Raw genomic sequence first — 13,361 nt, 5'->3', positions numbered from 1 at the left:
GGCCGCCCCGCGGCACGAGGTAGCACCATGCAACTGATCGATATCGGCGTCAACCTGACCAACAGCAGCTTCAATGACCAACAGGCGGAGATCGTCGAGCGGGCCGTGCAAGCGGGCGTGGTGCAAATGGTGGTAACCGGCACCAGCCTGGCGGTCAGCGAACAGGCCCTGGAACTGTGCCAGCAACTCGATGAGCAAGGGCAGCGGCTGTTCTCGACCGCAGGTGTCCACCCGCACGACGCCAAGCGCTGGGATGACGCCAGTGAACGTCGCTTGCGCCAGTTGCTCGAACAACCTCGGGTCAAGGCCGTGGGCGAATGCGGCCTGGACTTCAACCGCGACTTCTCCCCTCGCCCGCTGCAGGAAAAAGCCCTGGAGGCGCAACTGAGCCTGGCCGCGGAACTGCAGCTGCCGGTATTCCTGCATGAGCGTGACGCCAGCGAGCGCCTGCTGGCCATTCTCAAGGACTATCGCGATCACCTGCCGGCCGCCGTGGTGCATTGTTTCACCGGTGAGCGTGAGGCGCTGTTTGCCTATCTGGACATGGACCTGCACATCGGCATCACCGGCTGGATCTGCGATGAGCGCCGCGGTACTCATCTGCATCCGCTGGTGGGCAATATTCGCGAAGGGCGACTGATGCTGGAAAGTGATGCGCCCTACCTGTTGCCACGCAGCTTGCGGCCCAAACCAAAAAATGGCCGCAATGAACCGGCGTTCTTGCCCCAGGTGCTACACGAGGTGGCCTTGCATCGGGGCGAAGCGCCAGAGCATACGGCTCGACATACCAGCGAATGCGCCCGGCAGTTCTTCGATTTGCCTTGAAATCGAGTCGTTGTTTTCGCGGGCAAGCCCGCTCCCACAGGCTAAGCGCAGATTTCCAATCCTGCGCGGAACCTGTGGGAGCGGGCTTGCCCGCGAAAAGAGCACCGCGCAAATGACAGATTCCCCCTGCGCTTTCTTGACGCACATCAAGACCCACACTGAGCCGCTCGGACACAATGATGGCACCTTGCCAATACTGTTTCCGCTCAACTCAGAGAAGACCTACGATGGGTGCCTGGCTTAGCAATATTTCCCTGAAGTACAAGTTCTGGGCCGTCAATGCGGTGGCCTTCGTCACCACCCTGTTGCTGGTGCTGTATGCCGTGCACCTGGAGCAACAGGCCCGCGCCGAGGGCGCACGCGCACAAGCGCAAGCCCAGGCGCAGCTGCTGGCAGCCTGGCCCAGCGCACAGCAACTGCCCAAGCAAAGCAACGTGATCAGCTGGCAGCCGGGGCAAACACCGAGCATTGCTGGCGAACCCCTGATGCTACCCAAGGACGCCCAAGGCTGGGTCGAGTTACCCAGCGCGTGGATCCTTGGCGACAATCCACTGCGCGGCGCCCAGGTTGTGCGCCAGGGCGATCAGCAGTTGGCTGTTCTGGCCCAGTCGCCGAGCCTGCGCCAGGTGTTCTTCGACCGTTTCGGCAACTATGCGGTGTGCGTAGCCATCCTGATGCTGGCGATGCTCTGTGCCTCGCAATTGTTGATCCGCTTCCTGCTCAGCCAGCTCAACACTCTCAAGGATGTGATGCTGCATGTGGAGAAGACTGGCGACCTGTCGGCGCGGGTGCCACTGGCCTGTGGCGACGAGGTCGGGCAGATGGCTGGCGCCTTCAATGCCATGCAGTCGACCTATCACCGGGTCGTCAGCACCGTCGCCCGCACCGCCGCGCAGCTCGACTCCGGCGCGGCGCGCCTGGCGGCGAGCATGAACGAGGTGCGCCACGGCATGATCGGCCAACAGAGCGAGACCGATCAGGCGGCGACAGCGATCAACGAGATGTCGGCCACCGTGCATCATATCGCCCAGCACGCCGGCGCCACTCGTGACCTCTCGCAAACCGCCGATAGTCTGGCAGGCAGCGGCCAGGTTGTGGTCAGCCGGGTGCAGGATTCGATTTCTGGCCTGTCCAGCGGCGTGCAACAGACCGCCGAAATGATCCGCCAGTTGGCCGAAGACAGCCAGAAGATCAATGGCGTGGTTGGGGTGATCCACAGTATTGCCGAGCAGACCAATCTGCTGGCGCTCAATGCTGCGATTGAAGCCGCGCGGGCGGGCGACCTCGGTCGCGGCTTCGCAGTGGTCGCCGACGAGGTGCGCAACCTGGCCAAGCGCGTGCAAACCTCCACCGATGAAATCACCGGCATGGTCGCTGCGCTGCAATCGGGCACACGCGATGCGGTGGAGTTTATGCAGGAGAGCTCGTACAAGGCCGACGACTGCGTCAAGCAGGCCCAGGAGGCGGGTGAGTCGCTGGCGGAAATCACCAGCGCCGTAGCCCAGATGCGTGAGAGCAATACCCAGATAGCGGTAGCCGCCGAGCAACAGAGCCAAGTCGCCGAAGAGATGAATCGGGCTGTGGTGAGCATTCGCGACGTGACCGAACAGACCGTGCAGCAGACGGTCGGCTCGGCGACCACCAGCAGCGAACTGGCGACCCTCGCCGGGGAACTGAGCAAGGCCATCGGCCAGCTCAAGCTATAGTCATCATAGCCAGCCTCGATTGGCCCCCTGGCGGGGGCCGCACTAAGCTTTGGACATGACCCTGAGGAATTGTCCATGAGCAAACGCCTGCCCAACCTGCCCGCCTGGCAATGGCGCGGCTATCACCACAATCACCGTCACCCGGCCAACCTGGTACTGCACCTGATTGCCGTGCCGCTGTTCATCCTCGGCGCCTTGCTGGTGCTGTCCGGGCTGTTCGGCCTGGATCTGGGGCAGATCGCTGTGGGCATCATCGCCCTGATTGCCGGGCTTGGGCTACAACGCCAAGGGCATCGCCTGGAAGCCGAGCAGCCAGAGCCTTTCGCCAATCGCAAGGACGCCGTGCAGCGCCTGCTCACCGAGCAATTCATCACCTTTCCCCGCTTCCTTTTGAGTGGCGCCTGGTGGCGGGCCTGGCGCGAACGGCACAAGCACCGGCGTTAAGCGAACACCGTGACCGTTTGCCGGCTTAGCGCCAGTAACTCACCCTCGGCGCTCCACAGCGCGGCCGAGGCGTGGCCGTAACCGTCTTTGGCGTGCTCGGTCTCGACGCAATAGCGGCACCAGTCCAGGGTCGACAGGGTCGGTGTCGGCTGGACGAACTCGATGGTCCAGGTCAACGTGCTGCCCGCAGCGGGCCGCTTGAGAAACGGCATCAAGCTAGGCGGCCAGGCATCCACCAGGGCCAGCAGGTGCGATTCGTTGACCGGCCCCTGCTCGACATCGCGCAGGCGCACCCAACCGCCCATTTGCCGCGAAGCGTTGCCGGTAAAAGGCAACCCGCCGATAGCCCAGCGCAGCGCCACGTGGCGCATGAACTCCGGTGTGATGCCCTTGATATAAGGCAGCTCGGGGGCACTCTGCTCGAGCGCTTTCATCTCTACCGCGGGCAGCGCCGTCACCTCGACCTCTGAGGCTCGTCCCGCACCGAAACTCCCCTGCACCAGCGTCACCACCTGGCCGTCTTGCACCGCACGGCCAAGCAGGGTGCTGACGGCTTTGCCTTCACGCAGCACCTCGACCTCGAAACTGATCGGCACATCAGGCGCAGCAGGCCCAACGAAGGTGATCGCCAGGGAGCGAACCAGGCGCTCGTCTGTCAGCTTCAAGCGCATGGCTTGGTACACCAGCGCGGCCATCAGACCGCCAAACGCCGCCCGCCCCTGAGCCCAGCTGGCGGGCACGCACACCGATTCGGGGTGCTCGCGCACCGCAGCCAGCAATTGAGTGAAATTCATGATGCCCTCGGCTTTTGCAGGAAAACTCCGATGTTAGCCAGCGAACCTGCACACAGCAGCCCGCATATCGGTCATTTCAGCGGGCTATCGTCGCGCCAAGGCATCCTGCAGCTTCTGCAGGGTGACATCAGACTGCTGCTCAGCCTCCTGCAGCTCTTGTTCCCAGGCCACCTGGCACGACGCAAGGTCGGCATGCCTCGGCACCTGCGACAGCCACTGAACGCGGTCATGCCAGTCGCCCAGGTCGCCCTGGGCGCGCTTGAGCAACCGCTGCAGCTTGCGCCCAGCGTGATCGAGCTGCGGGTAGGCTTCGTCGCCATAGCGCACCCGTTTGATCAGCAGCCGCAGCCGATGGCGATCATGGGCCGGATCCTTCAACCCCTTTTCCAGCTTGCGCCATTGCTTGGTCAGGCGTTTGTCGATGCGCCGCTTGAGCCGATCGGCGAGCCCTTCACGATCGGCCGCACGCAGAAACAGCGGGAAGGCATCGACAATCGCCAGCATGCGCGTGAGCTGAGCGCTGCCGGCCACGCTGGCGAAGGTGCGCGCCCTGCCCTGCAAACGCGCTTGACCGGCCTGCTGGTAACCGCGCTCGAGCAACTGATCGGCCAGCACCTCACGGTCGCGCAATGGCGTAGTCAGGTCGCCCAGGGCCCCAGCGGCATCTTCCAGCTGTTCGACCCCTGGCAGGCCGCGTAACGGCCTGAGCAGGCTGCGCAAGCGCCGGGTGGTGGTGCGCAGGTCATGCAGCGCCTCGCTGTCGACATCGCCTGCCAAGCGCTCGCGGCAGGCCAGCAGGCGTACTTGCAAGGTCAATAGTTGCGCGACGACATGATCGAGCATGGCAGACATTCAAGGCTCCTTGATCAACGACCCGCGCGCGACTCACGAATGTAGAACCGCGCCTTCTCGGCTTTCTTGGTGCAACCCTCGAACCCTTCGAACTGCTGCTGGGTCTTGGCACCGGTCAGCAGCGATAACGCCTTGGAGTAGCTGACAGTGCCGGCAAAGCCTTCGGCCTTGGCCAGGTCAAGCTCCTTCCAGGCGGCATCCAACTGGGTCGCGCAGCTGTCACGGTAGGCCGTCTTGCCCGCGCAGCCAGCCAGGGCCAGGGCGATCAGTGGAAGGCAGATCCAGGCTTTCATCGGTAATACTCCAAAGGTGAAAAAGTCAGTGGCCGTTCGACGCTCAGGCTAGGGAAAAGTGCCCTGTTCAGCGTAGCTCAGCACGGCGTCCATTGAAGCACAGGGTGCAATGGGTGCATTGTTGGACCATGGTTGCACAGCTGCGGGGGAATTCTATGAGCAAACGTGTCGCGTTGGTGCTGGGATCAGGTGGTGCACGGGGCTATGCCCACATTGGTGTGATCGAAGAAATCGAGCGACGCGGCTATGACATCGCCTGCATCGCCGGCTGCTCCATGGGTGCCGTGGTCGGTGGCATCTACGCCGCTGGCAAGCTCGACGAATACCGGCACTGGATCGAAAGTCTGGACTACTTGGATGTGTTGCGCTTGGTCGATGTGAGCTTTCGCCTTGGCGCCATTCGGGGCGATAAGGTGTTTGGCCAGATCCGCAAGATCGTGGGCGAGATCAACATCGAGCAGCTGCGCATCCCCTATACCGCGGTAGCCACCGACCTTACCAACCAACAGGAGATCTGGTTCCAGGAAGGTTGCCTGCATCAGGCCATGCGCGCTTCGGCGGCGATCCCCAGCCTGTTCACGCCCGTGGTGCAAGGCAATCGTATGCTGGTGGACGGCGGCATCCTCAACCCGCTGCCAATCGTGCCGGTGGTGTCCAGCCACTGCGACCTGATCATCGCGGTCAACCTCAACGCCACCAACCAGAAGCAGTATCAACTGCCCGTGATCGAGCGCCCAGCAGCGTTCAAGAAACGCTTTGATTCCTTGATCAACTCGGTAGGCTCGCGCCTGCCGTTTCGACGCAAGCCGGCCGAGCAGATGATCCGCATCGAACAGGAGATCGCTGCCGAGGGCATGGCGCCGCCCAACCCCTGGCTCAGTGACTCGGCCGAACCTGAAGGCCAGCAACCGGCGGCGGCGCCGGAAAGCAGCGGCGCGCCAAAGTCGGCGACCGGCTCGTTCATCATCGACAACGTGGGACCTGCCTCGTTGCTGGACCTGATCAACCAAAGTTTTGAAGTGATGCAGACCTCGCTGGCCCAATACAAGATCGCCGGCTATCCGCCGGATGTACTGATCAACGTACCCAAGCGGGTGTGCCAGTTCTTCGAGTTCTACAAGGCGCCGGAGTTGATTGCGCTGGGGCGGGAGATTGCACGCGATACGCTGGATAACTACGAAGGGACACGGCGTTGATGCAAGCTGAGCATCGCGGGGCAAGCCCGCTCCCACGAGGTCGCTCGACTAGCCAGGCGATGCCTCTGGGCTAGCCGCGCGATGAGGTCGGCATGGTAGTTCAGATCGCGCAAAGCAGACAGGCCGCAAAAGCGGCCTGTCTGGTTATCCAATGATCACTCAGTAGCGCGTGATATCGGCATTGGCTTCCAGCTGCTTGCGGTAGGCGGCAAAGTCCTGCTGGCCTGCACGCGAGGCGAGGTAGCGACGGATCTGCTGCTTCTCCTCGTCAGTGGCCGCAGCGCCTTCGTTGACGCCTTTGAGCTGCACTACCACCAGGCTGCCATCGGCCAGGACCACACTGCCGTATTCCGGCTTGTCCTTGGCGGCTGGCTTGGCCAGGCGGAATACCGCCTGCAGCTCGAGCGGGTCGATGCCGTCCTGGCCACGGGTGACCGCTTCCTGGACCTTCCAGCTCTGACCTTCGTGGGCGGTGCCGGCAGCGATCGAGCCATCACGCAAACCTGCAATCAGCTTGTCAGCCTTGGCTTTGAGTTCGGCGGTCGCCTTCTCTTTGGCCAGGTGCTCGCGGATGTTCTTGGCTACCGCTTCCAGCGGCAGTTGTTCTGGCTTGCGGTGTTCCTTGGCGCGCAGCACGATCACGGTTTCCGGATCGAGCTCGATGGCGTTGCTGTTGGAACCTTCATCGATCACTTCTTCGCTGAAGGCTGCCTGGACTACCGCACGGTTGGCGGTGATGCCTTCGCCACCTTCACGACCGAACGGCGCCGAGGTCTGCACTTTCAAGCCCAGGTCCTGGGCCGGTTGGGCCAGGTCGGAAGCTTCAAAGGCAGCATCTTCGAGTTCCTTGGTCACTTCGACGAAGCGCTGTTCGACCTGCTGGGTCTTGAGCTCACGCGTCAGCTTGTCTTTCAGGCTGGCAAAGCTCGGCACTTCAGGTGCCTCGACGCCCAGCAGCTTGATCAGGTGATAGCCGTACTCTGTGCGCACTGGCTCGGAGACCTGGTCCTTGCTCAGCTTGTACAGCGCATCTTCGAAGGCTGGGTCGTAGACGCCAGGCCCTGCGAAGCCAAGGTCACCACCGGTGGTCGCGGAACCTGGATCCTGGGAGAACTCCTTGGCCAGTTTGGCGAAGTCTTCACCCTTGGCCAGACGTTGCTGGATCTCTTCGATACGCGCCTTGGCCTGGGCTTCGCTGACCTTGTCGTTGACATCGATGAGGATGTGCGCGGCATGGCGTTGCTCGGACAGGTTGGCGATTTCTTTCTCGTACAGCGCCTTGAGCTCGTCTTCGTTGACCTTGACCTGGTCGAAGAACGCCGACTTCTTCAGCTCGATATAGTCGATGACTACCTGATCAGGCGTCATGAACTCTTTGGCGTGCTGCTCGTAATGGGCCTTGACCTCGTCGTCGCTGACGTTGACCGATGCCGGGTTGGCCTTGAAGGTCAGCGAAGCGAAATCACGGGTCTGCTTTTCCAGGCGGGCAAACGCATCGACCTGCTTGTCGGTGACGAAGCTGCTACCGGCTAGCCCGGTGCGCAGCTGGCCGATGAGCATTTCTTCGGCGAGCATTTCACGGAACTGCATGCGACCGTAGCCCATCTGGCGGATGACCTGGTCGAAGCGGTTGGCGTCGAACTTGCCGTCAACCTGGAACTCCGGCGTTTGCAGGATCACTTGATCCAGTGCAGCCTCGGAGAATGCGAACTTGGCGTCTTCGGCACCCTGCAACAGCAGTTTGCGATCGATCAGCCCTTTGAGCGCGGCTTCGCGCAACATTTTCTCATCCAGCAGAGCAGGATCGAAATCCTTGCCCAGCTGTTGTATCAGCTGGCGGCGCTGCATGTCGACGGCCTGGCTCAGCTCGTTCTGGCTGATGGTCTGGCCGTTCACCTTGGCGGCGTCCTGGCTATGGCTGGCGGCCTGGAAAATGGCCTCGAAGCCAGTCAACGCCATCAACACGACGATAAGGCCGATGATGGACTTGGCAATCCAACCTTGTGAATTGTCCCGGATATTCTGCAGCATGCGTCCCCCAGAAACGGTTGTACCACTGCGTCGTCAACCGCGGAGCGTGGGTAGAGTCCTGATAGAAGAAAGGCGCATCCGAAGATGCGCCTTCTCGAAGCGAGCGTGTCGGGCGGGAACGTTTGCGTCCCGCCGTCACGCGGTCGGCCCTGGCGGCGCCCGGACCGGCTGAAAGAGACGACTTAGTTGACGGCGTCTTTCAAGCCTTTACCAGCTTTGAAACCTGGAACCTTGGCAGCTGCGATCTTGATCGCCTTACCGGTTTGCGGGTTGCGGCCGGTGCGCTCAGCGCGATCCTTGACGGAGAAAGTACCGAAGCCTACCAGTACCACGTCATCACCTTGCTTCAGGGCGCCGGTGACGGATTCGATTACGGCGTCCAGCGCCTTGCCGGCGGTGGCTTTCGAAATATCAGCAGATGTGGCGATAGCGTCAATCAGTTCCGACTTGTTCACTCTAAGTCCCCTTATATCTCTATTTGAGTTTGTTTCTAAGTATGTAATGAAAAGCGTATGAAACTAGCGCTGGGTGGCCTGTTGACACTGGCGTGCCGCTTTATAACAAGGGCCCGAAAAAACTGTCAAGGAAAGCCCCCCAGCGAGAAACGGATTAGTGCGTGCTGATTCTTTCCTTGGCATCGCTGTCGCGCTTGTCATCTTTCGCGACAATCTCAGGAGCCACATCTGGCAAGGGCTCCGGGGCGTATTGCAGCGCAATTTGGAGGACTTCGTCAATCCATTTGACCGGTTTGATCTGAAGATCCTGTTTGATATTTTCCGGAATCTCCTTCAGATCGCGAACATTCTCCTCGGGAATGATCACGGTCTTGATCCCACCACGGTGCGCTGCGAGCAGTTTTTCCTTCAAACCACCAATGGCCAGAACCTGCCCGCGCAGGGTGATTTCGCCGGTCATCGCGACATCTGCCCGCACCGGGATCTGGGTCAGGGCCGAGACCAGTGCAGTGCACATGCCGATACCGGCACTCGGGCCATCCTTGGGCGTGGCGCCCTCGGGCATGTGGATGTGCACATCACGCTTCTCGTGGAAATCAGCGGCAATCCCCAGGCTGCGGGCACGGCTACGCACCACGGTCTGCGCGGCAGTGATCGATTCGACCATCACATCGCCCAGCGAACCGGTCTTGATCAACTGGCCTTTGCCCGGGATGACCACCGCTTCGATGGTCAGCAATTCGCCGCCCACCTGGGTCCAGGCAAGGCCGGTGACCTGGCCAATCTGGTCCTGCTGCTCGGCCAGGCCGTAGCGGAACTTGCGCACACCCAGCAGTTGCTCAAGCTGCTCGCCAGTGACCTTGACCTTCACCAGTTTCTGCCCGGTGTGCTCCTTGACCACCTTGCGGCAGACCTTGGCAATTTGTCGCTCCAGGCCACGCACGCCAGCTTCACGGGTGTAGTAACGAATGATGTCGCGGATCGCACTGACGTCGACCTCAAGCTCATCCTTCTTCAAACCGTTGGCCTTGACCTGCTTGGGCACCAGGTACTTGACCGCGATGTTGATCTTCTCGTCCTCGGTGTAACCCGGCAGGCGGATCACTTCCATCCGGTCAAGCAGCGCCGGCGGGATGTTCATCGAGTTGGAGGTGCACAGGAACATCACATCCGACAGGTCGTAGTCGACCTCCAGGTAGTGATCGTTGAAATTGTGGTTCTGCTCGGGGTCGAGCACCTCCAGCAGCGCCGATGCCGGGTCGCCACGCATGTCGCTGCCCATCTTGTCGATTTCATCGAGCAAGAACAGCGGATTGCGTACACCCACCTTGGTCATTTTCTGAATCAGACGACCGGGCATGGAACCGATGTAGGTGCGGCGGTGGCCACGGATCTCAGCCTCGTCACGCACCCCACCAAGGGCCATGCGCACGAACTTGCGGTTGGTCGCAGCGGCGATCGACTCGGCCAGCGAGGTCTTGCCGACACCCGGAGGACCGACCAGGCATAACACCGGACCACGGATCTTCTTCACCCGCTTTTGCACGGCGAGGTACTCAAGGATGCGCTCCTTGACCTCCTCCAGACCGTAGTGGTCGGCGTCGAGGATTTCCTCGGCCTTGGTCAGATCGAGACGCACCTTGCTCTGCGCCTTCCACGGCACCTGCACCAGCCAGTCCAGGTAGGAACGGACCACGGTGGCTTCGGCCGACATCGGCGACATTTGCTTGAGCTTGTTCAGCTCGGCCTGGGCCTTGGCCAGGGCATCTTTAGGCAAGCCAGCGGCGTCGATACGCTTTTTCAGCTCTTCGACTTCGTTGTGACCTTCATCGCCATCGCCGAGCTCTTTCTGAATGGCCTTCATCTGCTCATTCAGGTAGTACTCGCGCTGGCTGCGCTCCATCTGCTTCTTGACCCGACCACGGATACGCTTCTCAACCTGCAACAGGTCGATTTCCGCGTCCAGCAGGGCCAGCACGTGTTCGACACGTGTCTGCAGGTCGACGATCTCGAGGATCTCTTGCTTTTGCTCGATCTTCAGCGCCATGTGCGCGGCCATGGTATCGACCAGGCGCCCAGGCTCTTCGATGCTGTTGAGCGAGGACAGCACTTCGGCTGGCACCTTCTTGCCCAACTGCACGTATTGCTCGAACTGCGACAGCAGGCTGCGTACGAAGACTTCCGACTCACGTTCAGGTGCGTCGATTTCATCGATCAGGCTGACTTCGGCACGCACATGCCCATCGACTTCAGTGAAACGCTCGACCGCGCCGCGCTGCTCACCCTCGACCAGCACCTTGACGGTACCGTCGGGCAGTTTCAGCAGCTGCAGAACAGTGGCAATGGTGCCCACGCGATACAGGGCGTCTTCACCTGGATCATCATCGGCTGGATTCTTCTGGGCCAGCAGCAGGATCTGCTTTTCGCCCGTCATCGCGGCCTCGAGGGCCTCGATGGATTTTTCGCGCCCCACGAACAGCGGGATAACCATGTGCGGATAGACGACGACATCGCGCAATGGCAAAAGAGGCAAGTCGAGGGTGGTCTTCATGATTTCGCCTCTACAGCGGCCTTATGGCCGGAAACCGGTGGAAATTATGCTTGGACCTAATGTGGGGGCAGCCCTGCGAAATTACAAGCGCTTAAGCAGGAAAAGCAGAAAGGGGCCCGTAGGCCCCTTCTGTTTACGCAACAAATACCTGATTCAGGCGTCTGGCGCGGCTTTGGCTTGCGGCTCGCTGTTCTCGTAGATGAGCAGCGGTTGCGAGCTACCTTCGATGACGCTCTCGTCGATCACCACCTTGCTGACTTCCTTCTGCGAAGGAATTTCATACATGGTGTCGAGCAGCACGCCTTCGAGGATCGAACGCAGGCCACGGGCGCCAGTCTTGCGCTCCAGAGCCTTGCGAGCAACGGCCTTGAGCGCATCGCTGCGGAACTCAAGGTCCACGCCTTCCATTTCGAACAGCTTGCCATATTGCTTGGTCAGCGCGTTCTTCGGCTCGGTGAGGATCTGCATGAGCGCTGCCTCATCCAGCTCGTCGAGCGTCGCCAGCACTGGCAGACGACCAACGAATTCTGGGATCAGACCGAACTTGACCAAATCGTCAGGCTCGACTTCACGCAGGGATTCACCGACCTTCTTGCCTTCTTCCTTACTGCGCACTTCAGCGCTAAAGCCGATGCCACCTTTGGTGGAACGGTTCTGGATGACTTTTTCCAGACCCGAGAACGCGCCACCGCAGATGAACAGGATGTTGCGGGTATCAACCTGCAGGAATTCCTGTTGCGGGTGCTTACGGCCACCTTGCGGCGGCACGGAGGCCACGGTGCCTTCGATCAGCTTCAACAGTGCCTGCTGCACGCCCTCGCCCGAAACGTCGCGGGTGATCGACGGGTTGTCCGACTTACGCGAAATCTTATCGATCTCGTCGATGTAGACAATGCCCATCTGGGCTTTTTCTACGTCGTAGTCGCACTTTTGCAGCAGTTTCTGAATGATGTTCTCGACGTCCTCACCGACATAACCGGCTTCGGTCAGGGTGGTGGCGTCAGCAATGGTGAACGGTACGTTCAACAGGCGTGCAAGGGTTTCGGCGAGCAGGGTCTTGCCCGAGCCAGTAGGCCCGATGAGCAGGATGTTGCTTTTGCCCAGTTCGACTTCGTCGCCCTTCTTGTCACGCTGGTTCAGGCGCTTGTAGTGGTTGTACACCGCTACGGACAGCACCTTCTTGGCGCGCTCCTGACCAATGACGTACTGGTCCAGGATGCCGCTGATTTCTTTTGGCGAAGGCAGTTTGTGCGCGTTGCTCTCGGCCTGGGCTTCCTGCACCTCCTCGCGGATGATGTCGTTGCACAGGTCGACGCACTCGTCGCAGATAAATACCGAGGGCCCGGCAATCAATTTGCGCACTTCGTGCTGGCTTTTGCCGCAGAAGGAGCAATAGAGCAATTTGCCGCTGTCCTCGCCGTTACGGGTGTCAGTCATTCGATCGATCCAATCCGGTAGGCTTGAAACACAAGATGAAGGCAATTGCGGGCTTTTTCAAGTCCGCAGGTAGGCGCTTTCGGCGCCTACCCGCTCTGGCCCCTGGGATCAGGAGACCAGTTGCCGCTTGTCGTATACCGAGTCGATCAGGCCGTACTCGGCCGCGCGCTGGGCGCTCATGAAGTTGTCGCGCTCAGTATCACGCTGGATGGTCTCGAGGTCCTGGCCGGTGTGGTAGGCCAGCAGCTCGTTCAGACGACCCTTGATGCTGAGGATCTCCTGGGCGTGGATCTGGATGTCGGTCGCCTGCCCCTGGAAGCCGCCGAGCGGCTGGTGAATCATGACGCGCGAGTTCGGCAGGCAGTGACGCTTGCCTTTGGCACCCGCGGTCAACAGGAAGGCGCCCATGCTGCAGGCCTGGCCGATGCAGATGGTGGAGACGTCCGGCTTGATGAACTGCATGGTGTCGTAGATCGACATGCCAGCAGTCACCGAACCGCCCGGTGAGTTGATGTAGAGATGGATATCCTTGTCCGGGTTTTCCGCTTCCAGGAACAGCAGTTGCGCCACGACCAAGTTGGCCATGTAGTCTTCTACCGGACCTACCAGGAAGATCACTCGCTCCTTCAACAGGCGCGAGTAGATGTCATAGGCGCGTTCGCCACGGGCGGACTGCTCGATAACCATCGGGACCAGACCGCCTGCGGCCTGGATGTCAGAGCTCTGCTGAATATAAGAATTGCGGGACATGTCCTGCACTCACTCCCAAATAGTCAT

12 protein-coding genes are annotated in these 13,361 nt (G+C 60.8%); 4 read left to right on the top strand and 8 right to left on the bottom strand.

The annotated features are described in order from the left end of the window. Nucleotides 1-27: 27 nt before the first annotated feature. The 3 genes from OIU19_RS14115 to OIU19_RS14105 all read left to right on the top strand — a co-directional run bounded on the left by OIU19_RS14115 (nt 28) and on the right by OIU19_RS14105 (nt 2,975). Nucleotides 28-825 carry a TatD family hydrolase gene (locus OIU19_RS14115; RefSeq protein WP_264235504.1) on the top strand — a complete coding sequence of 266 codons (798 nt, stop codon included), beginning with the start codon at nt 28-30 and terminating at the stop codon, nt 823-825. A gap of 227 nt (nt 826-1,052) precedes the next feature. After that, a complete protein-coding gene (locus OIU19_RS14110; protein ID WP_264235502.1) occupies nt 1,053-2,531 on the top strand; it encodes a methyl-accepting chemotaxis protein in 1,479 nt (492 codons plus the stop codon). A gap of 75 nt (nt 2,532-2,606) precedes the next feature. After that, nucleotides 2,607-2,975 (top strand): Mpo1-like protein, encoded by a 369-nt coding sequence (locus OIU19_RS14105; protein ID WP_186555001.1) that lies wholly within the window; start codon nt 2,607-2,609, stop codon nt 2,973-2,975. On the opposite strand, the gene OIU19_RS14100 is transcribed toward OIU19_RS14105, so the two are convergent. From OIU19_RS14100 to OIU19_RS14090, 3 genes are all read right to left on the bottom strand, one after another. Continuing rightward, entirely contained in the window at nt 2,972-3,769 is a 798-nt protein-coding gene (locus tag OIU19_RS14100; RefSeq protein ID WP_264235501.1) for an acyl-CoA thioesterase II, read from the bottom strand. The genes OIU19_RS14105 and OIU19_RS14100 overlap by 4 nt on opposite strands. Before the next feature lie 84 nt (nt 3,770-3,853). Further along, nucleotides 3,854-4,621, bottom strand: coding sequence for a CHAD domain-containing protein (locus tag OIU19_RS14095; protein ID WP_264235500.1), 768 nt, complete (start codon nt 4,619-4,621; stop codon nt 3,854-3,856). A 14-nt stretch (nt 4,622-4,635) separates the two neighbouring features. Beyond that, nucleotides 4,636-4,914: a hypothetical protein gene (locus OIU19_RS14090; protein WP_027593946.1), complete on the bottom strand. Its 279-nt coding sequence runs from the start codon at nt 4,912-4,914 to the stop codon at nt 4,636-4,638. 155 nt (nt 4,915-5,069) lie between these two features. On the opposite strand from OIU19_RS14090, the gene OIU19_RS14085 reads away from it, so the two are divergent. Continuing rightward, complete coding sequence (locus tag OIU19_RS14085) at nt 5,070-6,110, top strand: patatin-like phospholipase family protein (protein ID WP_264235497.1); 1,041 nt, start codon at nt 5,070-5,072, stop codon at nt 6,108-6,110. A 159-nt stretch (nt 6,111-6,269) separates the two neighbouring features. On the opposite strand, the gene OIU19_RS14080 is transcribed toward OIU19_RS14085, so the two are convergent. From OIU19_RS14080 to clpP, 5 genes are all read right to left on the bottom strand, one after another. Beyond that, the gene (locus tag OIU19_RS14080; RefSeq protein WP_264235496.1) at nt 6,270-8,141 is read right to left on the bottom strand and encodes a SurA N-terminal domain-containing protein; all 1,872 of its coding nucleotides are present in this window, start codon (nt 8,139-8,141) and stop codon (nt 6,270-6,272) included. 182 nt (nt 8,142-8,323) lie between these two features. After that, nucleotides 8,324-8,596 (bottom strand): HU family DNA-binding protein, encoded by a 273-nt coding sequence (locus OIU19_RS14075; protein ID WP_264235495.1) that lies wholly within the window; start codon nt 8,594-8,596, stop codon nt 8,324-8,326. A 154-nt stretch (nt 8,597-8,750) separates the two neighbouring features. Next, nucleotides 8,751-11,147, bottom strand: a complete 2,397-nt coding sequence (gene lon, locus OIU19_RS14070; RefSeq protein ID WP_186555006.1) for an endopeptidase La — start codon at nt 11,145-11,147, stop codon at nt 8,751-8,753. Between the two features lie 153 nt (nt 11,148-11,300). After that, the gene (gene clpX, locus OIU19_RS14065) at nt 11,301-12,584 is read right to left on the bottom strand and encodes an ATP-dependent Clp protease ATP-binding subunit ClpX (RefSeq protein ID WP_186555007.1); all 1,284 of its coding nucleotides are present in this window, start codon (nt 12,582-12,584) and stop codon (nt 11,301-11,303) included. A 108-nt stretch (nt 12,585-12,692) separates the two neighbouring features. Continuing rightward, nucleotides 12,693-13,334, bottom strand: coding sequence for an ATP-dependent Clp endopeptidase proteolytic subunit ClpP (clpP, locus tag OIU19_RS14060; protein WP_186555008.1), 642 nt, complete (start codon nt 13,332-13,334; stop codon nt 12,693-12,695). Nucleotides 13,335-13,361 lie beyond the last annotated feature (27 nt).

This window comes from Pseudomonas sp. BT-42-2, assembly GCF_025847435.2.
In the GTDB taxonomy this organism is placed as follows: domain Bacteria; phylum Pseudomonadota; class Gammaproteobacteria; order Pseudomonadales; family Pseudomonadaceae; genus Aquipseudomonas; species Aquipseudomonas urmiensis.
The sequence above is the reverse complement of the archived record's forward strand: the minus strand, read 5'-3'. Positions and strand labels throughout refer to the sequence as shown.